The following is a 24,813-nucleotide window of genomic DNA, read 5'->3' on the forward strand; positions in this document are numbered from 1 at the left end:
ACATCACCCCATAATTAATTGCTTAAGAATGGGGTGCGTCCTATCTAATCGTAAAGGGTGTCCTAGGTAGCTTCATTCCTCGTTAGCCCGACTCGTCATAACTAGAAGGAACACCCGGTGCATTTTCATTCAACCGCTAATCGGCATCGCGGACCAGGAACACAAAGTTGGTATATCTTTCTGCATCTTCCCCAGCAGCTCCGCCCGTATATTTGGTATCGAAGCGCACAGCCCCTGCTCCATGAAAATCCTCTCCCTGGTCGTTGACTGCCCGACCCATGGCAACATACCAGGCATAATACATTTCGGTACTAGCTGGAGAAAAATAAGCGGAAGTACCAGTCCAGTAATACGCATAATCATCATAACCGGCCTCACTGACGATGGGTGTACAATTGAACAATGGGTCTATGGCCGGACCCACATTATCCGGGTCCGTGGCTGTTATGGATCGTGTATAATCAACAATGCTCTGCAGTTCCTTGACATTGGGCAATCGCCAATCGATATACCCCGCAAGGTTTGAATTCTCCGCATAGCTTAATGCATCGGCCCATTCCATGCCTTCCCCGCTATCATTCTGTGACCACATTAAACCTGTTGCCTTATCGGTAATGGTTGCATTACCGTTATCAGTAAAATCGTTAATACCATAGGTATTACCACGCACGGCCCTCACGTATTTTGCCATAGGGTTGCCAGTAGGTGCCCCCATTCCATCCCCGGGAGGTGGTGTGGTATTTGAATCGCCCATTTCTGGACCTTCCCCATCCATTTCTGATGGCATTCCTGCAGCATAGGCCTTAATATGACCGGTAACATGGTTGACACCAAAGGCGGCATAATCCCCACCTTCTTCAGTTACGCCAACATACAGATTGTTTGTCCAGTATTGTTCATCCTTAGAGGTTTCCCCTGAGGCAAGATAAAAATAGTTGATATTCAGATAGGGCCAGCCATTGGAAAAATCACTTATGGAAAACAATTCTTTGGCACTTGGCATACGCCAGTCATCATAGCCCCCTAATTCCAGGTTCTCACAATATTCCTTTGCTTCTTCCCAAGTAAACTCATCCGTGGTCGGAATCTTTTGCCACATCAATCCCGTTACATTATCCGTAACCGTTTCATCATTGTAATCGGTATACGACATGGTGCCTCCTTTTTTGTAATGTGCATCCTGTCCATATAAATAATCCCCTTCACCTAAACCTCCGATAATTTCACCATCAATATCATAGGCAAGACTTTGCCCCGTAGCCACCAAGGGATAGCTGTAGCTGAGACCATCACTCCCGGAATCCCCGCCATCATCGTCCGATTCACAGGATGTAAAACTTAAAATTAGGGATGCCGTAACCAATGGCAGCATCGTTCTGAATCTATAGATCATTTTATAAAAATTAAATGGGTTTATCAATACCCTGAAAGTATTGGGTATTTGGAACTTGGGAAAAAGCAATCAACAGATCAACCCTTTACATCTACAAATAGGTGGATTATACTAACGAGAGAAAAGTTGTTTTCCTAAGTTGGAAAAAGCCAACGACATGCCTTAAGCGATCATCATTACCGTTTAATGGTTATGGATGCTTTACACTAATAAAACTTAGTGAAATAGAATGAATTTAATTTATATGAAAATAATCATTTATGATAGGCAAAGTTTCAACAACCATGGAAAAAACCCATAGGTGCCTTCTTTTTTAAGATTCCTATTGGGCCGACCTGAAATTCCCGAAGATCAAGGATGTAAGTAACAGCCCTATTCCGATTCCGACCAATGATCCTTTTGCCAAATCATCCAGTGCTACGTATTGGGAAATTATTTGGGAAGTCGCAATGATGAACAATCCCATAGACAATAAAAGTAATGTCTTCCTTTTGTGTATTTTTTTCATTGTGGTATGGTTGTTTTATTATTCGGATTCCAATTTAAAGATTTCCTACAACTTTTATATAAAATCCTGTTTTAAATGTACTCCTACGATGTTAAACACCATATCCTGGAAAATCCATCCAATCATTATGCTCTTTTTTAAGTAGCCACCTACCCTGTTCGAACACCCATCAATATCATTCTGGACCCCAGGACCTTATCCCCGTACATTAGGGGTGTTTATCTTTTAATCAAGATATATTCGGTGTTATTTTATTTTATCAACTTATCCAAATGTCTATCGACTTTCATTTCCAACGTCACTAACTGCCCTTTGTAAAAAACACTGTTTATGATCCATGGGATTGGCATTTTTTGTCCGTCCTCCCTATTCTTTATATGCTTTATCGTCAATGGCACCTTCTTCTTTTTCGCATATGCCCGAAGCACTTGATTTGTGTAATAGTCGGTAAACGGACAGGTGTTCGAGTAATAGGCCGTTATGCCTTTGTTATCCGGACAGGTTCCTGATTTGGCCGTATCCATGAATTTTGGAAACGATGCATTTGCCGTGGTTTTTAACCCCCATAGTTTAAAAAATGGGGCTGCTTCATCAATGATTTCAAATCCGTGATGTTTCAAAAATTTCGGGTCGCTCATAAAGGGTCTTTTCCTATCACTGGAAACGGCAACAATCCCATCCAAGTTTTCAGCATCCTTAAGACATTGCCGCAGTAGTTTCTTTCCGTTTCCTTTTCCTTTAAACTGGCCCGAGACCCAAAAACAGTTAATGACTATAAAATTCTTTCCGGTTAAGGGAAGCCAAGAATTTTCAATAGGTACGTACTCAATAAAAACCTTTCCCCTAACATTTACTTTTTGAAAATGGTAGCCGTTCCTAAATTCCGTCTTTAGCCAACTTTTCTTCTTTTCATAACCGCTATTACATTTCTTATCACTTATTGCACAACAGATATGTTCGTCTTGGATATTTTGGTCCGTTAGCTTTACTATTTCCATTCTGTCCCCTTTTTTCATAAAATGGGCCTTTACCCATTGGAAAGTTTAAATTTTTCACTCTCCCCCATATAATTTATACACTTCCGAACCCGCACTTAAAAATGCTCCGGTACCATAAACTTCGGTCTTGTCGGCCCATGCTTTACCAGGAGCCGCTCCAATGGGTTGAACATACCCTAGCATACCTTCTTCGGTAACATGGCCGACCATGGCGTTCCATCCCTTCTGTACCGCTTTACCATAGGTGTCCTTATCCAAAATTCCCTTATTGATACCCCAAGCGAGGCCATAGGTATAAAATGACGAGCCACTGGTTTCAGGAGTAGGATAAAATTCCTGCCCCAACAAACTCATGGCCCAGTGTCCTTCCGGGGTTTGTATTGCAAGCAGTTTCTTTGCCATTTTTTTGTAAATCTTCAAGAAATACTTGTATTCCTTACTTTGGGAATCCAATTCGTTCATAATATTGGTGAGTCCAGCGAACACCCACCCATTTCCCCTGGACCAAAATATTTTTGTGTTATGGTCCCTTTTTCCCATGTAACTTTCATCACGATAATAAAGGTTTTCTTCTTTATCGAACAGGAAATCGGTCGTTGCCTTGAATTCCCCCATCATAAAATCGAGATATTTTTCTTCTCCTGTGATGTTATAGAGCTTTGCCCAAACCGGAGGGGACATAAACAGTGCATCACACCAGTTCCAACGGGATTGGTGGTAGGGGGATTTCCATGTTAAGGAGGTGCGCGCAGGGTGGTACATAATAAAATCGAACTGTTCCTTTGTTGGTTCGATCATTTTTACATCCTTATACTTCCGGTATAACTCAAGATATAATTGACCCACGGTATGATCATCGGCGTGGTATTTCCGACGGTGCAATTTCCATTCATTCCCTTCCCCTATTGCCTTGAGCCAGTTGTAATAGGTCTCGTCACCGGCCATTGCTGCCCATTTTACCATGCCAATATATAAGGCACCGTTTGTCCAGTCCAGCTGATGATGGGGTTTTGTACTTCCGCTATACAAATCCTGAAAGTGGTCTAATTGCCAGTCGGCCACTCTTTTCATGATTTTCTTTACTTCTGCAGGTTTTATGTCCTGAGCTTGGGATAAAGGTGCCATGATCAATAGTACGGCGACCATAAAAATCTTACTTAGTTTCATTTTTCAGTAATATATAAGGTTGGAAAATCATGTTAAAACTACGCATAATCGGACGTAAATTATACTATGGATTTGTCAAAAACCGACTTAAGCCGTTTTTTACCACCCTACTCCTTTTTATCAAAAATCACTGTTTTCCCTTTTTGGGATATTTTACCCACTTCATAACCGAATTGGGTCAATTCCTTTTTAAATTCAAAAAGGAATGTTCTACCTCCATTCCCATGATTTTATGTATTTCGTTAAAGTCAATTCTAATTGGGAAGTGCCATTCTTCCAAACATACTCCCATAGTGGATTGTATATACCCATGGCTCTTATTTTATGAAGATACAAACTTCGCAGAGCGGCTTTCTCTTTGTATGCACTTTTGTGCTTACGCTTGCCGGGCATGGGCGTGATACTTCGACTGCGCCCGTCACAGGTTGCCTTTGCCAGCGGGTAATCTCGACACGGGCAAATACCTAAGAACAGCCATAAAACAGCTATTCTTTGGCATCCATAAGCTCCAATCCTTGATTAACCCCTTTCTCCATCGCGGGCACCCCTCTTTCCATCCACACAGGTTTTGCCGCTCCTTGTAAATAATAATCAAAGAACTGTGCCATTCTGATATTGAAATCCTTTCGGTTTTGAAGTTTTAACGGCCAATGTGGTTCCCCGTTGTAATTTAGAAACCAAGAAGGTTTTCCCAAACGACGAAGACTTGTAAAAAATTCGATGCCTTGATACCAAGGCACATGTCCGTCTGCGTCATTATGCATGATCAACAGCGGTGTATGTATCTTGTCTATATTGAAGATGGGGGAGTTTTCGATGTACCGTGCGGGGTATTCCCAAGGTGTACCCCCGATCCTGCTTTGTGTATGCTCATATTGAAACTGACGGCTAAGACCTGTCCACCAGCGAATTCCGCCATAGGCACTGATCATATTGGGTACGGGTGCGCCAGATTCCGCGGCTTTGAAAATATCGGTTTTTGTTACGAGATAAGCGATCTGGTACCCACCCCAACTGTGTCCTTGTACACCGATATTATCCTTGTCGATAAACCCTTTCCCAATCAAGGAAGTGACACCGGGAATTACACAATTGTAGGCACTTTCACCAGGGTAACCCACACGATATTCGATATCAGGATTGAAAATCACGTACCCACGACTGGTATAAAAACTATAGTTGATCGATGATCTTTCGGCTTTTGGTGCCCTATGGCGATACAGGTTATCCGTACTGCGTTCATAGAAGTTCACAAGCATCGGATACTTCTTCTTGGGGTCAAAATTTTCAGGTTTCACCAAGAGCCCCTTTAGGGCTTTACCATCGAGTGATGTGAAATCCACCAATTCAATCGTGCCCCAATAGTAGTCTTTTTGTTGTGGATTGGCATTGCTGAGCACCGTTGTCTTTTTAAAAGACATGTCACTCACATGCAAATCAGGGAACACTTCAAACGATTCTTTGGTGAACAACAACACATCACCCAATTTTGCTTTTTTTGCATTCGCATAACGAAAGGGGCCTGATATCAAGGAAATAAGTTTTTTGGTTTTAGGGTTAAACGACGCATAACCCGAGTATTTGGTTTCCTCATTGAACGCAGTCAATAACCATTTTCCTTTCGGATCCAAAAAGCGTTCTTCTTCGTCCAATTGCACGTATCGGTATCTCGTTTTGGTTTCACGGCCTTTGGTCAATCGGTTTCCCGAACCGGATTTAGGGTCGAATTCCCAGAGGTCATAGCGGTCATACAAAATAATCGAAGCGTCATTTTCAGTAAAGCCGGCCATACCATATGACGATGGGAATTTTGGGGAATCGTTCAATTCATCATAAAAGACCTTACCCTTGGTCAACGTTGTGTAGGCTTTTGAATTGATGTCATAGGTAAACCACGTACTGTCAATAGCATTGTAGCCAAACGTGTATTTTGCCTTGGGACTCAATCCCATGCTAGGGGATTGTTTCACTTCCATCGTGGTCTCCCCTGTTTCGGTATTGATGATCGCGTAGTCATTTTCACGATAGCCCTTCCATTGACTTGTCAATTCGTAGGGTAGCGTTGTGCCAACGAGTGCGTAGGTGGCATTGCCCTCATCACCAAGCTCACTGTTCGGGTATTCGGTCGTTGCCAACTGCACCAACTTTTTGTTTTTAAGGTGAATAGCGGTTAGGTACGATCGTACGGTATCGTTTTTCAACTGTAGTTCTTGAACCGTGTAGAGTCGGGGCTCATTGTAGGTCCATACCTCAACGTTTACGATTTCTTCATCGGTAAGGGTGGTGTCTTTGACGATCGGGGGTTTACGCAACCCGAAAAACAGTTTTGATTCGTCTTTGGAGAAGCTCACTTGACCATCGGAGGAGACGAGATAACCCTGAGGCGCAGCTTCGGAATCGACCAGTTTTTCGGCCATTGTTTTTCCTACCGACCACATGTATAACGCATTGGGCCTAACCTGTATCTTGGTCGTATCGGTATCCACGACGAAACCTAGGTTTTTACCTGACTCACTGAATTGCAATTGCTCGTACTTCGCTTTTTTAGCACTATGGATGTTGCTTTTTTCCCCATTTTCAAGATTCATGACATAGGCACCTGCATCGTAATCTTTTTGAGCTCCGTTTGAGGTATAGGCAAACCATTTCCCCTTTTTGGCAAAGGTGAAATGGGTAACGAATTTCAAGGTATCCTCTTTTTGGGTATCCAGATTCCGCAATACCACATGATAGGCCGTTTTCTTGCCGTCTTTTTTGGATTTCTTTTTATTCTCCGGTATCGAAGTTTTTGCTATTCCCCCATCGGCATCCTTCTCTTTTTCCTTTTTTATTTCCTCCAATTGATACGCAACATACCCTGACCATTCCTCGGGAATTTTATACGATTTCACATTCCCGATTTTAATCAGACTCTTTGTTTTAATGTTCAAGATTCCCAGTGAGTCCTTAGGAAGATCCTTCTTTTTCACTTTTCTACTTTTCATGGCTATGACACTGTCTTTCCAAGGTTTTACAGTGAACAGCACATAATTGGAATCATAGGTGAACCTTCCCTTTGAACTTCGCTCATGTTCAAAAACGGTTGTGCCTTGGATATCCTTTACTTTTAAAAAATTATCTTTTTCCCCTTTTTCCAAAGAAAATAATACATGGGATCCATCAGGCGCTAACGTTGGGTCTTGAATCGTATTCCATACGTCAAAATCGGAATGGTCAAGCGCCTTTTTTTGGGCAAAAACGGAAATGGAAATAAGCAGTATACATAGTGGAATTAGTCTTTTCATTGGATGGGTTTCGTTGGTATACCCAAATATAGGTATAATAGAAAAATAAGCCCATCGGCTGTGCGAAGTTTGCCACTTCGCATCACATTCTACCATGAAATACTTTTCCAAAAAGCATTCGGTTTTAAAACATCGATAACAGGATTGTCTATTAACACTATGTTTAAAATTCCATTGCCTTCAACATAGTGGGATGCACTTGAATATATTTAATTGGATGCTTTATCTACAATCACCCGAAGTTCGTATTCTGTTCTTTTTTGCTTGTCCAATGAAACCAAGGAAGGAGGTTCTTGAATACCCATTTCTTCATTTCTTTGCTTGTCCAAAGAAACCGAAGCAAAGAAAAGACATTCCTTCATTAGGTGTTTCCAAAAATTTTGGGATTTTTGGAACCGTCACTATGGCCTAAATTATTTCCAAGGCTTCAATAATTCTTGACGGCCATACCGACTACACTACAGAAGGAGATCACCCCCAATGATATTTGGTATCAAATTGATGGTAGGTATCTAGAAAATAAAAATAAGTCTAAACTTCTTTGCTTGTCCAATGAAACCGACAAAGGAGGTTCTTGAATACCTATTTCTTCGGCTGTGTGAAGTTTGCAACTTCGCACCATAACATTAGGCTGCTATTTCACTCTTGTCACTTACTCATGTACTTACTCAATACGCTACGAAGTATCAGACTTCGCAGAGCGGTTTTTTTTTAGTCCAGCAAAAGACCTAAAAATTCATTGTCCTCAAACGTATCTTCTTCGAGGAGCGTCTGCCTTATTATCACCATGTTTTTTGAAGGTATTAAATACATCCTGTTTTTTCCGGAACCCAAACCGGCAACGATTTCGGTATACCCATTATAATAGATCATTCCACCTGGGGATCCTTCAGGGGCCGAATCACTCGTACTTAACCCATAACCGTCCGGAAGGTTTAGCCACGCAAAGTTACCATGTCCGGGATTGGGGCCTGTGGGCACATACATTTCTTCCAGCAAATCGGAAGCGATAAGCTGTTCTCCTTCCCATTTTCCTCCTTGCAACAAAAACTGTCCGTACTTCACCCAATTTCTTGGTGTAAGCGTGCATCCGTTAGGGATATTGGGGTTCCCCGATTGGTCATGGGCCCAACTTTCATATTCTAAACCGATTTTATCCAAAATTTCGGTTTCAAGGTATTCCAATGGGTTTTGGGAGATGCCACTTCCATTCAACTTTCTTTCCAAAAGAACACCGAATACATAATAATTACTGGGTCCGTAAGAAAATTTTTGATGGGGTGCACTGACCATATCCAACGCATCCACTACATATTGATACGTATTACTTTCATTGGAAATGGTTAAAAAATCTTGGGACAGTCCGGAGGAAAGCGTTAACAGATGCGCTATTTTAATTTGGTTTTTATAAGGATGTAGATCTGTATCCTGCCATTCGGTTAGGGTATTGGATACATATTCGTCATAATCGATCAACCCTTGCTGTTTTGCCAATGCACAGGCCGATGCCCAAAATAATTTGGTTGCACTATGGATATGTGCTGCCGTTTGGCTATCGGCACCATTGTGATAATCCTCATAAACAATCCTACCGTTCTCCATGATCAAAACGGCACTTCCGCCCTTTTCTTTGGAGTAATTGGCCAAATTGTCCAGTTGTTCCGAGCTGAAGGTTTCTTCTGTAGCAGTATCCCCAGAATTGTCCTTATCCTTGGAGCAGCCAAACATACCTAACAACAGCAGTGAAAAAACAAACAAATAATGTTTCATATTATGGTCTGATTCTTTGATTTATAAAAGGCTTGGTATGAATACTTTAAACGATTTACCCATAGATTTATTGTTGTACTTAAGTGGTTGGTCAAACACGCCCTTTGTTTGGTTTCCCTTTAAAAAATAGGTCATTACCGGATGCCAAGAAAATTGAGGATTCAATGACGTATAATGGGTGATGCATTTTTAAAGATTCGGAACTTGATCAATTTCTTGGTCTACTACTTTTTACATAAATAAAATAATGCCTAAACGCTTTGATAGTACCTTCATTTCTTTGCCTGTCCAATGAAACCGACGAAGGAGGTTCTTGAATACGTATTTCTTCGATTTCTTTGCTTGTCCAAAGAAACCGAAGCAAAAGAAAAGACACTCCTTCATTAGGTGTTTCCAAAAATTTTAGGATTTTTGGAACCGTCACTATGGTCTAAATTATTTCCAAGGCTTCAATAATTCTTAACGGCCATACCGACTACACTACAGAAGGAGATCACCCCCAATGATATTTGGTATCAAATTGATGGTAGGTATCTAGAAAAGATAAATCCGTCTAAACTTCTTCGTTTGTCCAATGAAACCAAGGAAGGAGGTTCTTGAATACCTTATTCTAAAATAAACCAGCAATGAATAAAGCGAGGTATAAACTCTTTAATAGTACCTTCATTTCTTTGCTTGTCCAATGAAACCGACGAAGGAGGTTCTTGAATACCTATTTATTCGGCTGTGCGAAGTTTGCAACTTCGCACCAGCATTAGGATGCGCTATTTCACTCTTGTCACTTACTCTCGTACATACGCTACGAAGTCACAGACTTCGCAGAGCGGGTTTAGTTATCTAGTAATACGGGTAAAAATTGAAATGTGTTATACCGTATACATCCATACAGCAATGGCAATTAGAACGCATATTATGCCTAATGAAAGGATTAATTCTTTCCGTTTCGATTTCTTTGCTTGTGCTCTGATTTCAGATTTAATTTTTTGAAGTTCTTCGGGGCTGACTTTTTTAAATTCTACCTTGGTAATCGTATCGGTTGAACTTGAACTATGTCGGTTTTTAGATCTACGATTCTTTAATTGATCCCGATTAAACTTTAAACTTTTAATTGCATGCAACATATGACCTGCTCCGCTCATAGTTATTTATTTATATTCCCATTCGTATTTAAAATCCCCAATTTATCACAAAATAACTATTGCTTGCATGCAACTAGTTCATAAACGTATAGACAACGTCTTTAATTCCAACTCTTAAGGTACTAAAAGTTTATTTGACTGTGCCAAGTTTGCAACTTCGCACCAAAACACTAGGCTTTCTTCTTACTCATTTTTGTACTTACCTTACTGGGCACGAGCACAATGCTCGCGCTAGCGGGGGCAATACACTACGAAGTCACAGACTTCGCAGAGCGGGGTGCTGTACTTAGTATTATTTTCCATGGTTAACCTTGTTATTTGTTATTCGTTTAAAATTACTTTTTTTACAAAGTAGGCACGAGCATGCCGCTAGCTCTAACGGGATTTCGTTATAACTTCTAATATACTTTCTATTTGATTTGCTAGGTCTTTTATAACAATATCTTCAGTTACATATAATTTAGGTTTCAAACTAACGAACAAATAATTGGATTCATCAACCAATACATGATGGGATTTCGCACACAAGGACTCTAACGAATAACCCAATTCTTCTGTTTTTGTCCATCTCTCTTTAATTTCCTGAATGGAAAGCCAAAATGGTGTATCACTATATTTTTCCCATAAATCAAGTTTTAAAGCCAAGTTTAAACCAAATTTTTCTGTTTTAAAATACCTATGATATCCATAACGTTGAGGTGTTTTCACTAATCCTTTTATTGAAATTTCTACATTCCTATTTTTTAATTCATCTACTACTTTATCTACAATATGATAGTATGAAACAATGTTTTTTGGTATTCTTGGTGACAGATCTTCATCTTTTATTGGCTGAAAAGAATTTTGGTCAATTGTTTCACATAACCCGATAATTTGGTTTAAATCTGAAAGTAACGTAATGTTATTTGCTTGTTCTATTTTAGACCTAAGCATGCTCAATACCTCATTCCAACTTTTTATGAAAACATGTTTCTGAGAAGGTTTAATAATTATAGTTAAATCATCGCTGTTGTAATCTACATCATTATTTATGTATTCTTCCAGAATTCTGTTTTTGACCTCTTCAAAAACAGTTCTTGTTCTTAAAGTTGGAACAAGAAAAATCAGTACCGTATTATCCTTTAATCTTTTTAAATAACCATTTGGTTGATTAGATGTTAGTGAAGCCCAAAACTTTGCCTCAATAATTAAAACCTCCTTTCCCTCTTCATCTTTACCACTAATATCCGGTCTTTCTAAATCTCTTCCAACATTTTGAGTTTTATAGGTTAAATCGGAAAACTTCAGATTAGTATTGGCCTTTACAATTTGGTTTATAGCTTTTCTACACTCTAATGATTGGTTTAATATATAAACCAGGCCTTCCGAAGCAATATCTTCTTGTGACCCTTTAATTCTATTATAAAATTGACCTAATAATGATTGCATATTATTTTTTTGTGAATTATGCCGTAAAATGAGTGTTATAGAGCATTATCGTTCTATTTGCACTCAACTTTGTTCCTTAATGATTACGAGCCTGACGCTTGCGCTAGCGGGGAAATTACAAACTTCGCAGAGCGGGTTATTTTCTAATAGCCTTAAGTATTCTATCCTCTTTGATCAATACGTCTTTTAATAACAACTGATAAGGAAATTGTTTATGTTTTGATTCTCGAAATCCATCAAGTATATTTACAAGAGAACCTGCTGTAATCAACGATAAATTAATTTCAAATTCCAAATCGCAGTCGTTGACAAAATCATCACTAAAATCTGGCGCTACAAGTAACGATTTAACAACATTAAAACCATTCTTTTTAGCCAAATCAACGTAAGATTTAATTTGTCTTGAAACAGAACTAAATTTATTGTATCCACTTTCTTTTACCGTTTTACACTCGATGATTATTATATTATCATTTCCCAAATTTAAAACAAGGTCGATTTTGTTTTTTGCTGTATTCAGCTCTTTCTTCAGGGTTTCATCTACATTGAAACCAAGTTGTTCGAATATTTTTTGGGTAAGACATTCAAATTTTAAACCTAATTCACTTTCTTTTATAACAATTCCATTTTCCTTTAACAAATTCAAATTTCGAAAACCGATTGCAACGTAATTTTCAATCAGCAAGTTTTCAGCGTCTTTGTACGCATCCAAAATATTTAGAACTAAATCACCTCTTGATTTTAATTCTTTTACGGCAATAAATTTTTTAAGTTCTTCCGTTGGCAAAATGTCGAGAACATCGCGCGGTTTTATATTAAAATCCAAAAGTGTACTACTGTTTAAAACAGTTTCTTCTGGCATTTCAAATTCTTTTAGCACTAACTTTCTAAATGACTTCAATTCTTCGTTTATTTCTAAAAGTAATTTTTCATAACCCTCAACTGAAATACCAACTTTTTCATCGTGTTCAATTTCATTAAAATAATGGATTATATTATCAATTTTTTCTTCAAGTGTAACACCCTTTAGATTTGACGAAATTTTTAATCCTTTGCTCCAAATATCATTTATCACTTTTTTTCTGTCGGTTAAATTTGTCCCTTCTTTGTGAATACCGTTTTTAAGTAAATTCGTGAACGAAATCCCCTCTTTGATTATTTGCTTGATTTTTGATTCATAATCCAATTCCCGGGCGTCGATATTGTGTTTGCGGCAAATAAGGTTTATTTGCGATTCTTTAAGCGTTTTTAGAACGCGGCGGAAATATTTATCTGCAAGTTCTTTCTTTCTGATTTTACGTAAAACCTTAACAACTTCGTCTGCAACATAGATCAAGTTATTTTTCTTTGAATAAAAAACGACCCCAATATTTTTCAGGAAGGTCGTAACATTGTCAATATCCAATTTTTCAGGAGGAATAATTAAGTAGTTGATTAGTTTTACTTCTTCTTGGGATAATTCCAACTGGTGTGTCAACGTCAATAAAATAGACAATTCATCATCGGTTATTTTTGAATCCCTATTATTATCATAATCATTATTATATGCAGTTTCCACACATGCTTTATAAATAAGATAATCACGTTTTCTTACTTCATCAATTTCCGATTTATCCGCTTCCAATTGTGATTTTAATTCCCTTGTTCTCTTTCTAATATTTGCCAACTCCTTTTCGTATAATCTGCCAAGCCAGTCTTGCTTTAAAATATTATTGCCATCCTTAATGATAATATCGATTAGAATATCTAACTGAGAGGTAGTATTGACAAATTCCGCTTTAACAGTTTCCGCGAATTCATCTTTAATCAATTCGAAAACTTTTGCAATATTAATACTGTCAACACTTTTTAGATTATTGCTGCTATCTGAAAGTATCTTGTCAATCTCCTTGCTATTTTTGGGATTGCTAGATTTTATATTGTCAATGATTTTTAGAAATGAATTTTTTTCAAGCGAATTAACGTTGTCAAGAATTTTTTCAAGTTTCATGATTATTGATTTTTGTAAGTATTTCGTTTATTTTAGAATCGAGCTTATCAATTTTCTTTTCCAACTCATCATTATTGTCACTGACCATAGCATCCACAAAGATTGAATTCACGATAGAAAGTCCAAAAATCCCACCCGTTAAGACAACAAATATGAAATAGAGATAGGTAAAAAATGTAGCAGTTTTTGAATAATTGACAATTATTTGCTCTGGGATTTCAAACCAGCCTTCAACCGTGAATATCTTAAATGTTGAGTACAAGGAAACTATTGGGTTTTTGAAATATTCAGAACCGCTGTTTTGAAAAAGATAAAAAGAAAGCACACCGATAATAAAGATGTATACGGCAAAGCCTAAGAATACAAATACCGAAGCTTTTAAGGCTCGTTGAACACCCGCTACCAATTCCCCGACATTCGGTATAAATTTAATAAATCGGAAAGCTTTGAAAACACGCATTATCCTGAAAACGAGCAAGAAACTAAAATCGACTATGTCTAAATTGAAGATGAAAGTTATCAAAGCAGGTATTGAAAGTATTATCAAGACAAAATCGAGTTTATTCCAATTGGATCCAAAATATCCTTTAAAACCAAATTCGCTGCATTTAAAAACCAATTCAAGAATAAACAATGTCGTAATTAAATTGTCGATTATCGCCAGAACATACTTGTCATTTTCCGAAGGAAAATATGCCCCTATAAATAGTATTACTGAATTCAAAAGAATCAGTCCGAGAATAAATCTATCGTTTAGAAAAAGTCTCTTAACCATATTTTTATAATTGTGTCACGGCCAATGCTTAAACCACATTCACAGAGAGAATTCAAGTTCCATTTTTTTATTTATTCTTAAAATAATTCCAATTTTCTATTAAAAATTCCTGTATTCCACTAGGCTTATATTCAGGATAAATTTTTGAGAAATCATCTTTAGCAGTGATAAATGAATAATTGCTTATTTTCTCTTTAAGTGCCATATAAAGTAATCCAATACTAGGGGATCTGGATACACCTTGGTTACAATGAATCAATACTTTTTTATTCAAGTTTAGATTACTCTCAATAAATTCAATTGATTTATCAAAAAGAATTTTATCAAAGTACTTTCCCGTTGGAGTATCTACCATATTTAGAATTAATCGGTTTGGCCTATATGCCAATAAATACTCAGGATGCGTTTTTGCCACTGATCTACCAGTATAGCCAACTGCTTTTCTATGACATGGTTCTTTGCAAGCTTGTACAAAAGAAAAGTCGCTTTCATTTTGAAATTCTTTATAATCATTTAAACTTCCTACGTAAAGGTTTCTGTCTATTTCTTTCATTTTCAATTTTAATGAAGTAACAAGGTTTTATACAATTGTATATGACACTTTAGAAAATATAAGTTTAATTTTTCGGGTTAGCTACGCTACGAAGTCACAGGCTTCGCAGAGCGGGTGTTTTTCGTTCATTTTTATTTCTTCTTATATTTCTTGTCAAGTTCTTGCCAAATATTAGAATTAAAAAAAGACTTCACTTGAGACTTCGCATTTTTAGGGTCTAAACTTCTGTTATAAGCAAGTTTCTTATTCTTCTTTATGCCTCTCATAATATCGTGGAAATTAGAATTAAGTTTAAAATCCAAATACCTATTTCTTGCTGTAGATGTTAATTTATTATATGTTAACGGGAACTTTTTTGTAATATCTTCTTCTGATAGATTTACTGGGATTCCGTCTGCATCGTATCTCATACCAATTCCATCCAATGTTGCATTTTTTTTGAATGAAATATCAATTCCAATTGCCACGCTAAAGTTTAAATCTTCATTATCAGTTTCAGATACTTTTTTCTTTAAAAAATTAAGATAGTTCGTAACTTCATCGGTCAAAATTGCTTTAGATTCTATTGTAGAATCTACATAAGCAAGAGGCATTAAATAAAAATTGTATTGAGATAAATTTGTCTTAGGTTCCCATTTTTTTATTAATTCCATATAATTTTTTATACAAGCAAATCCTAGTTCTTGGATTTCTTTTGATATGTCTGAACTATTATGAAAATGAATTGCGTTATCCCTTAATTCAATTAATGCAAATAGACTTTTGACAAGATTTAAACTTACTTGTTCTCCTTTACCTTTTAATCTTAGAATTGAATCAGCAAGACTAATTGTCATAGGATTTTTAGCCCTATTTAATTTAGGTTGTAGGCGTTTGGATTTTTCGCCATTTTTTAGTTTTTTGGGCTCCATTTGATATATGGAGTTCATCTTATAATTACCAACCTTTAGAAGTCTTGCTTTAAATAGTAACTCCCAAGCGTTAATTGATAAAATCGAAAAAGTTTCTTCCCTATATTTAAAGTCAGGTTTGTTATAAATTTCTATTGCTGACAACATCGAATTAATTGATTTATCTAAAAGACTTTTATAGGTTTTATTTATTTTCATTGGCAACTATGTATTTATCTCGAATTTATATGCGTTTTATTTAAATTACCTCCAACTTATTCAAATTTCTATATCTCAAATCTTTACACCCTTAATATCTGAATATTAAAGTCTATTGCAACCTATCACTTTATTTCTATTCTGCCTTACAGAAAAGCGTAAGGCCGTTTCAAAAAATTGTTGTATCTGCCTTATTCGTATTGTTTTAGGGTATAGCACAACTCCCCTATTTCCTATACCATAGAAAATAGGTGCTAGATGCTTCTTACATACAATAATGGTGTTTTCCCATAGAATAATGGGAAGTCCGTTCAGGGTTGTTCGCCCTTGTGGGATCTTGGTTTCGGTGTCGATATATGGGTTGGTCACAACTGAGCTTTCAACTACAAAAGCATCATATTTTAAATTATGTTTCCTTTCTGTGCTGTTTCTCGGGAGCTAACTAAACAGCGTTTTAATCACAACCTAAGGTAAGGAAAATCGCACTTAAAATAAAGCCGGTTTATTAGGAGTTATCAACGCTATTCGTCCCAATGCACAAAAAAAGACCTCCGATACAGATAATGGCTGTGCGAAGTTTGCAACTTCGCACCATAACATTGGGCTGCGCTATTTCACTCTTGTCACTTACTCACTCATACGCTACGAAGTCATGGACTTCTCGGAGCAGGTATTTGGTATCGAATTGATGGTAGGTTTATAGAAAATAAAAATCCGTCCAAACTTCTTTGCTTGTCCAATGAAACCGACGAAGGAGGTTCTTGAATACGTATTTCTTCATTTCTTTGCTTGTCCAAAGAAACGAAGCAAAGAAAAGACACTCCTTCATTAGGTGTTTCCAAAAATTTTAGGATTTTTGGAACCGTCACTATGGCCTAAATTATTTCCAAGGCTTCAATAATTCTTAACGGCCATACCGACTACACTACAGAAGGAGATCACCCCCAATAATATTCAATACCCAATTAATGGTAGGTTTATTGAGAAGATAAATCAGTCTAAACTTCTTTGCTTGTCCAATGAAACCGACGAAGGAGGTTCTTGAATACCTATTTCTTCATTTCTTTGCTTGTCCAATGAAACCGACGAAGGAGGTTCTTGAATACCTTATTCTAAAATAAACCAGCAATGAAAAACGAAACCGAAGGTTCACGAATTCCTATTTCATAAAATAACCAGCCATGAGCTAAACAAAGAAAAGACACTCCTTCATTAGGTGTTTCCAAAAATTTTAGGATTTTTGGAACCGTCACTATGGCCTAAATTATTTCCAAGGCTTCAATAATTCTTAACGGCCATACCGACTACACTACAGAAGGAGATCACCCCTCAATGATATTTGGTATCGAATTGATGGTAGGTATCTAGAAAAGATAAATAAGTCCAAACTTCTTCGTTTGTCCAATGAAACCGACAAAGGAGGTTCTTGAATACTTATTTCTTCATTTCTTTGCTTGTCCAATGAAACCGACGAAGGAGGTTCTTGAATACCTATTTCTTTTCTTCGGCTCTGCGAAGTTTGCAACTTCGCACCAAAACATTAAGCTAGACTATTTCAGTCTTGTCACTTACCCACGTACTTACGCAATACACTACGAAGTCATAGACTTCGCAGAGCGGGTTTTGTTAGGCAACGTTTTTATTTTCGAAGTGCTTGATTTTGTTCAGTTCAGATTTTTTAGTTTCTTTTTCTTCTTCGATATCATAATCATCTTGAAGTCCAAGCCAGAACTTGGCCGAATTTCCGAAATATTTGCTCAAACGTAAAGCGGTGTCCGCCGTTATTCTACGATTACCTTTAACAATTTCAGAAATCCGTGTTTGTGGTATTCTCAAATCTTTTGAAAGACGGTAAGCCGTTATTTCAAGAGGTTCAAGAAACTCATAAAACAAAATTTCGCCAGGATGTACATTCGCTAACTTTTCCATTTTTCTATTTTTTAGTGATAATCAATTATTTCAACTTCGCTAGCGTTTCCTTTGTTCCATTTGAATATAATCCGCCATTGCTTGTTAATTCTAATACTATAAAACCCACTCAATTTTCCACCGAGTTTTTCTAATCGGTTCGAAGGCGGAATCCTTAAATCCTCAACATCTTGCGAGTTATTCAGCATTCTGAGTTTCCTTCGTCCAACTTTCTGAACATCAATTGGCATTTTTTTAACTCGTATTCCGTTCCAAATTTGTTCGGTTGCTTTAGAACCAAAGGATAATATCATATCTTTTCACGTTACTAACGCCAAAGATAAGTATTTTATTTTAAGTGCAGATTTTTTTGGGAAGGCTACACATGTATTCTACTTCTTTATACCCCCAAATAGGGGAATAAATCTATCGTTTAGAAAAAGTCCCTTACTCATTTAACTTCAATTGTTTCTCACTTAGAGTCGCCACTTTAAGGGTTATCAAAATACTTTTTAAACTCTCACTACCCCTGGCTGTGCGAAGTTTGCAACTACGAACCTTAAAATTAGGCTGTATTATTTCACTCTTGTGACTTACTCATGTACTTACCCAGACTGATTTTTATTTTCTTGAAATCAATGGGCTTTCCACATCCACGGCATCCAGGCCGCTTGGGTTTAAAACAATATACTTTCGGTTAAACAGTACCTAATTCTTTTCATACCCATAGCTGAATTCTTTTGAATACGTATGTTCCCGCTCCATGATATTGACCATCTTTTCTACGATTTCAGGATGTTCAGTAGCAATATTATTTTGTTCCCCTACATCAGAGGCCAAATTATAGAGCTCAATAGGAGCTTCGGCATTATTGTCCATATTCAAGCGTATTCCCTTCCAATCTCCTAGTCTTACTGCTTGTTTGCCTCCTTGAACATGAAATTCCCAATATAAATAATCATGCTTTTGTTGTGTCTCTCCCAATAATTCGGGTAAAAGTGATATACCATCTATATTTTCAGGTGTTTTTAATTGGGCAATTTCACAAACTGTAGGTAGAAAGTCCCAAAAAGCTGAAATGTGATCAGAAGTTGAATTCGGTTTTATTTTCTCTGGCCAATAGGCCATCATTGGCACCCGTATTCCTCCTTCGTACAAATCGCGTTTATACCCTTTTAAACCCGCATTGCTGTTAAAATAATCCGGGTCAGCCCCACCTTCTTGATGAGGACCATTATCCGAGGTAAATATTATTATGGTATTATCCGCAATGCCAAGCTCTTCTACTTTTTTTCTGATCTCGCCTACTTGCTTATCCAGCAAGTAAACCATGGCGGCAAAAGCGGTATGTGGTTCGTCCTGGAAACTATAGCCACCATCCTTTTGGTATATACGTTCGGTCAATTCCTCATAATTATTGTCCATACCCTTATATTTCTTTTCAGGTAAAAGTTTACCCCTAAATTTTTCCATATACTTTTCAGGAGCCATAAGTTCTGCATGTGGTATTGTCGATGGATAATACATGAAAAAAGTAGTGTCTTTATTCTTTTCAAGAAATGAAAGTGCCTCTTTATGAATAATGTCAGGAGCATAAATGCCTATATCTTGACCTTGGTTTTCTTCCAATATTTCCCTAGTTTGGTTGTGCCATAAATGGTAAGGGTAATAACTATGTCCCATCCTTTGACAATTAAAACCGTAAAATTCATCAAATCCTTGATTATTTGGATCTCCTTCGGAGCCAGGATACCCAAGTCCCCACTTCCCAAATGCCCCTGTTACATAACCCCCGGATTTTAAAAGCTGAGCAACCGTTACTATCGAAGAATTTATAGGATATTGCCCTTCTGGTTTAACTTCCCGATTTCCACGAATAAACGTATGGCCCGTATGCTGTCCCGTCATTAAAGAAGAACGGGATGGCGCACAAACCGTTGAACCGGAATAATGTTGTGTAAAAAACATTCCGTCCTTCGATAATTTGTCAATATTTGGTGTTGAAAACTTTTCTTGACCGGTTAAACTTAAATCACCATAACCCAAATCATCTGCCAGAATATAGATAATGTTAGGCTTTTGTATTTGTTTAGCACCTATTGCCTTTTTTTTATTGTTGCATCCAACTATAGTGGACAATAGAATAATTATTGATAAAGTTTTTATCATTCGATTCATATGTTTCCTTTTTTTTTTGCTGCGCTTGATGAGGCACAACTTGTTTGTAAACGTATTTAATACATCCTTTAACCCTCCAAATTGAGATAGAAAGAATCATTGTAAACTCTCGCTACAGTAATCCTTTGCTTTACTGATTTTCCCAAGGTCGTTAAAGAATGTTTTTGTATTTCACTTAATAGCAATGATTTATATCGAAGCAATGCAAACCTATTCTTTGAAATACAGAAAAAAAGGTAAGTATGAATCTTAAATAAAACAGTGGTGTTTTCCCATAGAACAATGAGAAGGTCTAAAAAGATTTTTAGACCTTTTGGAATTGTGGTTATGATATTGGTATTTCCGTTGGTCACTACTGAGGTTACTGCCACAAAAGCATCTAATTTTAAATAACGCTTCCGTTCTTTGACCTTTCTCGGGAGATTACGAAACAACGTTTTATTCTAAACACTAAAGTAAGACTAATACGATTATCGTCATAAAAGATTTATCAACTCTTTATTAACCTTGACCTCCATTAACGTTTCGTTCGCTCTTCAATATTCATTTGGCCTTCCAATGTATCGTTCTGGATTTCCAAAACCAACGTATAACTTCCTTTTTCAATGAATTTGTCATAATGGATAAAATAAGGGGCATCACTTGTTTCCCTTTCAACAACAAGGTCCCATCGGTATTGGTTGATTCCTTCTTTGGCATCAATCTGGGTGGACCATAAAAGTGCATCCTTAGCATCAAAGACCTTAAGTGTGGCATCCTGTTCTTTGGTAGACCAAAATGTGATGGGCACCTTATAGGCGGTATTGTAATCCATATCCCTATGCGTATCATTCACATAGGGTCTTTTGATCGTAGGGATAGTGAACAAGGTATTTTCGTTCAACGGAAAACCCGATGCCATAACTTCATGAAGCGGCCCTATGTTTATCTTATAAATACCCCTTCCATGGGTGGCGACAATCAAATCCTTGGACCTTTTTTCAATCTCCATATCCGCAACAGCCACCGCTGGCAGGGAATCGCCCAGTAATGCCCATGTTCCCCCCCTATCGACCGAGACATATACACCCCTGTACATGCCGGCATAGAGGACATTTTCGTAAATGGGATCTTCATAAATAACATTGGCAGGCTCATTGGGTAGGTTGCCCTGCATTTTTTTCCAATTCTTACCGTTATCCCCACTCACATAGATATGGTTGGACAGGTCATCGTAATTAAGTCCGGTCAACGTCATGTAAATGCGTGATTCATCATATTTTGATGGCACAATACTTCGAATATAGGCATTGGGGAGCCCTTTAGAACGTTCTGTCCATGTTGCACCGTCATCCATGGTTATCCAAAATGCCCCTTTATCCGTTCCCATGTACAAATGTCCAGGACGTATTGGGGATTCGGCAAAAGCACCGGCTGCAACCGATTTTTTATCAGGGTCCGAAGAAATACTGAGGTCTTTGCTGATTAGCGTCCAATCATCCCCCCTATTCGTACTTTTGAATATATAATTCCCAGCATGGTACATTGTTTTACCATCAAAATGGGATAGCCTATAGGGCGCTACGAAATTATAGTGCAATGTTCCGTTGTGATTGGCCGGTAACTTGGGTTTGACCGACTTTGATCGCCCACTTTCCATGTCCTTTCTTCTAACCGCCCCGTTTTGGGAGCTGAAGTACACCGTGTTGGGATCATCGGGATCTACTTGGGAAACGCATCCGTCACCCCCGCTCCAAGCATCCACCCATAGGTACTTCCAGTCGTCGGCATAATTGGGGTTCCATGCAACGGCGGGGCCATAGACCGAGGCGTCATCCTGGGTGCCCCCATAAATGAGATACGGATCTTGGGTATCCAAAGCTATATCATAAAACTCCCCAGCAGGTATATTGTTATGGTGTAACCAAGAGCCTCCTTTGTCATAGGTAACATAAAGTCCACCATCATTACCTACCGCCATGTGATCGGGGTTCAAAGGATTGATCCATAGTTCGCAGTGATCGAGATGCAATCCATCGGCATCACTAGGGAAGAGATGATAGACATCGCCCCCAACCAATTCAAAATCCGTTCCCCCATTGGCGCTATGGGCCATCCGTACACCCAAACCATAAATATCCTCATCATTTTTCGGGTTGACATAGATATCGGAAAAATACCAAAGTACAGAATTGATCAATAGATCATCATCATGGGTTCTTTTCCAATGTTTACCACCATCCAAAGTCCGGTATACTTCTGCCGAAGCTTCTTTCTCCCTGTTGTCCACAAGTGCATATGCCTTTAAAGGATTTGAATAGGATACCGCAAGACCGATACGTCCAATCCCAGGACCCTGGGGAAATCCGTTCACTGACTTCTTCCATGAGGCACCACCATCAGCACTTACGTAAACAGCACTGTTGCCTCCACTTACACCGGGATTGTTCTCCCACATTGATGCATACATGACATTGGGGTCGCTATGCGAAATAACAACATCATTGGCTCCGGTTTTCTCATCGACATACAATACATGCTCCCAGGTTTCACCACCATCCAGGGTTCTATAGATACCCCTATTCTCGTTTGTCGACCAAAAATGGCCCATTACGGCTACCACAGCGATATTGGGATCGGTGGGGTGAACCGCTATCTCCCCTATATGCCAAGAGTCGTCGAGACCACAATGTTTCCATGTTTCACCGCCATCATTGGACTTATATATGCCATTACCGGGCATGGTAAAATTCCGTGATTTCCTTAAACTTTCACCCGAACCTAAATAAATGATATCCGGATTGGACGGAGCAAGGGCAATATCGCCGATACCCAAGACCGGCTGGTCCTCAAAAATCGCTTTCCACTTTAATCCGTTGTCCACCGTCTTCCAAAGATTACCGGAACCAAAGGCGGCGTACATTGTTCCCGGTTTGGATTCGTCTATTTGTACGGCCTCCACTCTTGCCGAATTAAGGACAGGGCCCAAACTTTCCCATTGGAAGCGGTATGGAGTCGCTTTTTTTAATTCCTGATACTCCAAAAAAGAGGATGCAAGCGGTGAAGAAGGCTGTTGACTTTGTACTTTGGCACATGGAAAACAAAGTGCCCAAACCATCAAAAATGCAAAAGGTAATTTCATTGAATACTGTATTATAGTTACGCGATTTTTTTTCATTCTTTTGAACACCCTTTTTGTTGCTGCCCATTAAAACCGTACAAACAATCCCCCAAATAGGAGCGGTATACCATCCAACTAAAAAGATTCCTGAAAAACCAAGAATCCGGCTTCCTATTCCTCAACCTCGGTATAGCCCGGCAGGCCGTGTAAACAACCTATAATCTGGTTGCCTCCAGGTTCCCCGGCGTGGTAATGGTAGCCCCTTGTTTCATCGGAGTGGCCACCACATTCGTCCAAGTTTTCGGGTTTGTCCCCGTTTTTATCCAACAGGGCATAGATTCCGAAACCATCTATGGCATAGCCCACCATGGGGGCATGCACATCTTCCTGTGCAATTTCCTTGGTAGAACCCGTAACGGCGTGGTAATGATAACCCCCATGCGGATTTACATGGCCACCATGATCATCCAAGGGGGCAATGGTATGTGCGGCCAATATGGCGTGTGTAGGTGCCGGAGGGTCAAAATTAACCCCATTGAAGGCCATGCCTATCGCGCCCCTTCCAAAATTTTGGGCGGTGGTGAGGTATTGTGGTTGTACGGGAATCACAAAGGTGGTTACCTGATCCTTGAAAAAATCGGGCATACATTCCACGCAATAGTTGTTGTAGGATTCGTCAACATCGGGCTTTGCCGCGGCCAAACATGCTTCTTTGGTCAAGGTGACGTTAATGGTGCCGTCCTCGTTATACATCCTCCATTTATCATCACTGTAGAACTCCGCCAATTCGGCGATAAAATGCCCCGAGACATCATAGACCTTACCGTCTTGGAACCAAATGCCCGCTTTTTCCATACCGTCTTCAATATGTCGTGGGCACCAAGGTCCCATCGGATGTTCGGTGGCCTGCGAATGGGTCTTTATCAGATAACAAAGGGTTTCAATGCCCGATAAGGCAATCGTTTCCTGGGCGATTTCCCCAATGATGTTCTCTTTGATGAACAGATTGGTATTTACGGGAACGGCCTTTACGGTGGTATCGAGGTCATCGGGACTTACCCTGCTTTCATGTTGCTCCATCGGTGGTGGGGGATTGGACCCGTTTTCCAATTCGCTTTCGGTCAAGAATCCATCCTTATCCGTATCGATATTCGAAAAATTCTCGGCAAGGGGTCCACGCACTTCCGCTTCGGATAGCTTTCCATCCTTATCGGTATCGAACTCCGAAATAATCTGGGTTGCCGATGGTCGCTGCCGATCTTCGGGCCCTTGATGCTGTTTGTGGTTGGACTTACAGGAAGAAATCAAGGTCAGTAACAGTAAAACTGCGGTTTTCTTCATGGTAATGGATTCTATTATTTAGGAAAGATAATCGTTTTCCACAAAAATAGTACAGCGATCGTTATGATTCCTGTAGGACCCATGGTAACAAACAACAACCGCTACCCGAAGCACATGAACCTGTAGCCTAAATCTCGGGGAATATTCGTTTCATTTTTACTTCGGGATGCAA

At 38.6% G+C, this 24,813-nt stretch carries 18 protein-coding genes; all 18 read right to left on the reverse strand.

What is annotated here, in order from left to right; translation table 11 throughout:
- Positions 1–136: 136 nt before the first annotated feature.
- Positions 137–1,393 (reverse strand): Lcl C-terminal domain-containing protein, encoded by a 1,257-nt coding sequence (locus HPE56_RS07430; protein ID WP_188243135.1) that lies wholly within the window; start codon positions 1,391–1,393, stop codon positions 137–139.
- 322 nt (positions 1,394–1,715) lie between these two features.
- Positions 1,716–1,901, reverse strand: a complete 186-nt coding sequence (locus HPE56_RS07435) for a hypothetical protein (RefSeq protein WP_188243136.1) — start codon at positions 1,899–1,901, stop codon at positions 1,716–1,718.
- Between the two features lie 251 nt (positions 1,902–2,152).
- Positions 2,153–2,899: a GNAT family N-acetyltransferase gene (locus HPE56_RS07440; RefSeq protein WP_188243137.1), complete on the reverse strand. Its 747-nt coding sequence runs from the start codon at positions 2,897–2,899 to the stop codon at positions 2,153–2,155.
- Between the two features lie 54 nt (positions 2,900–2,953).
- The gene (locus tag HPE56_RS07445; protein WP_223170230.1) at positions 2,954–4,066 is read right to left on the reverse strand and encodes a glycoside hydrolase family 88/105 protein; all 1,113 of its coding nucleotides are present in this window, start codon (positions 4,064–4,066) and stop codon (positions 2,954–2,956) included.
- 485 nt (positions 4,067–4,551) lie between these two features.
- On the reverse strand, positions 4,552–7,350 hold the full coding sequence (locus tag HPE56_RS07450; protein ID WP_188243138.1) for a S9 family peptidase: 2,799 nt from the start codon (positions 7,348–7,350) through the stop codon (positions 4,552–4,554).
- Positions 7,351–7,559: 209 nt separating this feature from the next.
- Positions 7,560–7,712: a hypothetical protein gene (locus HPE56_RS07455; RefSeq protein WP_188243139.1), complete on the reverse strand. Its 153-nt coding sequence runs from the start codon at positions 7,710–7,712 to the stop codon at positions 7,560–7,562.
- Between the two features lie 349 nt (positions 7,713–8,061).
- A complete protein-coding gene (locus tag HPE56_RS07460; protein ID WP_188243140.1) occupies positions 8,062–9,120 on the reverse strand; it encodes a serine hydrolase domain-containing protein in 1,059 nt (352 codons plus the stop codon).
- A gap of 866 nt (positions 9,121–9,986) precedes the next feature.
- Positions 9,987–10,259, reverse strand: a complete 273-nt coding sequence (locus HPE56_RS07465; protein WP_188243141.1) for a hypothetical protein — start codon at positions 10,257–10,259, stop codon at positions 9,987–9,989.
- A 375-nt stretch (positions 10,260–10,634) separates the two neighbouring features.
- The gene (locus tag HPE56_RS07470) at positions 10,635–11,687 is read right to left on the reverse strand and encodes a hypothetical protein (protein WP_188243142.1); all 1,053 of its coding nucleotides are present in this window, start codon (positions 11,685–11,687) and stop codon (positions 10,635–10,637) included.
- A 136-nt stretch (positions 11,688–11,823) separates the two neighbouring features.
- Positions 11,824–13,677 carry a PDDEXK family nuclease gene (locus HPE56_RS07475; RefSeq protein ID WP_188243143.1) on the reverse strand — a complete coding sequence of 618 codons (1,854 nt, stop codon included), beginning with the start codon at positions 13,675–13,677 and terminating at the stop codon, positions 11,824–11,826.
- Positions 13,667–14,452 carry an ion transporter gene (locus HPE56_RS07480; RefSeq protein WP_188243144.1) on the reverse strand — a complete coding sequence of 262 codons (786 nt, stop codon included), beginning with the start codon at positions 14,450–14,452 and terminating at the stop codon, positions 13,667–13,669. The genes HPE56_RS07475 and HPE56_RS07480 overlap by 11 nt, the downstream gene beginning before the upstream one ends.
- Positions 14,453–14,519: 67 nt before the next feature.
- The gene (locus HPE56_RS07485; RefSeq protein WP_188243145.1) at positions 14,520–15,005 is read right to left on the reverse strand and encodes a dual specificity protein phosphatase family protein; all 486 of its coding nucleotides are present in this window, start codon (positions 15,003–15,005) and stop codon (positions 14,520–14,522) included.
- Between the two features lie 131 nt (positions 15,006–15,136).
- Entirely contained in the window at positions 15,137–16,114 is a 978-nt protein-coding gene (locus tag HPE56_RS07490) for a DUF3644 domain-containing protein (RefSeq protein WP_188243146.1), read from the reverse strand.
- A 1,626-nt stretch (positions 16,115–17,740) separates the two neighbouring features.
- Positions 17,741–18,043: a HigA family addiction module antitoxin gene (locus HPE56_RS07495; protein ID WP_188243147.1), complete on the reverse strand. Its 303-nt coding sequence runs from the start codon at positions 18,041–18,043 to the stop codon at positions 17,741–17,743.
- An 11-nt stretch (positions 18,044–18,054) separates the two neighbouring features.
- Entirely contained in the window at positions 18,055–18,336 is a 282-nt protein-coding gene (locus tag HPE56_RS07500; protein ID WP_188243148.1) for a type II toxin-antitoxin system RelE/ParE family toxin, read from the reverse strand.
- Positions 18,337–18,730: 394 nt separating this feature from the next.
- Positions 18,731–20,200, reverse strand: coding sequence for an arylsulfatase (locus tag HPE56_RS07505; RefSeq protein ID WP_223170231.1), 1,470 nt, complete (start codon positions 20,198–20,200; stop codon positions 18,731–18,733).
- A 517-nt stretch (positions 20,201–20,717) separates the two neighbouring features.
- Positions 20,718–23,321, reverse strand: coding sequence for a WD40/YVTN/BNR-like repeat-containing protein (locus tag HPE56_RS07510; RefSeq protein ID WP_188243149.1), 2,604 nt, complete (start codon positions 23,319–23,321; stop codon positions 20,718–20,720).
- A gap of 150 nt (positions 23,322–23,471) precedes the next feature.
- Positions 23,472–24,641, reverse strand: a complete 1,170-nt coding sequence (locus HPE56_RS07515; protein WP_188243150.1) for a YHYH protein — start codon at positions 24,639–24,641, stop codon at positions 23,472–23,474.
- Between the last annotated feature and the right edge of the window lie 172 nt (positions 24,642–24,813).

It is taken from the genome of Maribacter aquimaris, from assembly GCF_014596745.1.
Taxonomy (GTDB): domain Bacteria; phylum Bacteroidota; class Bacteroidia; order Flavobacteriales; family Flavobacteriaceae; genus Maribacter_A; species Maribacter_A aquimaris.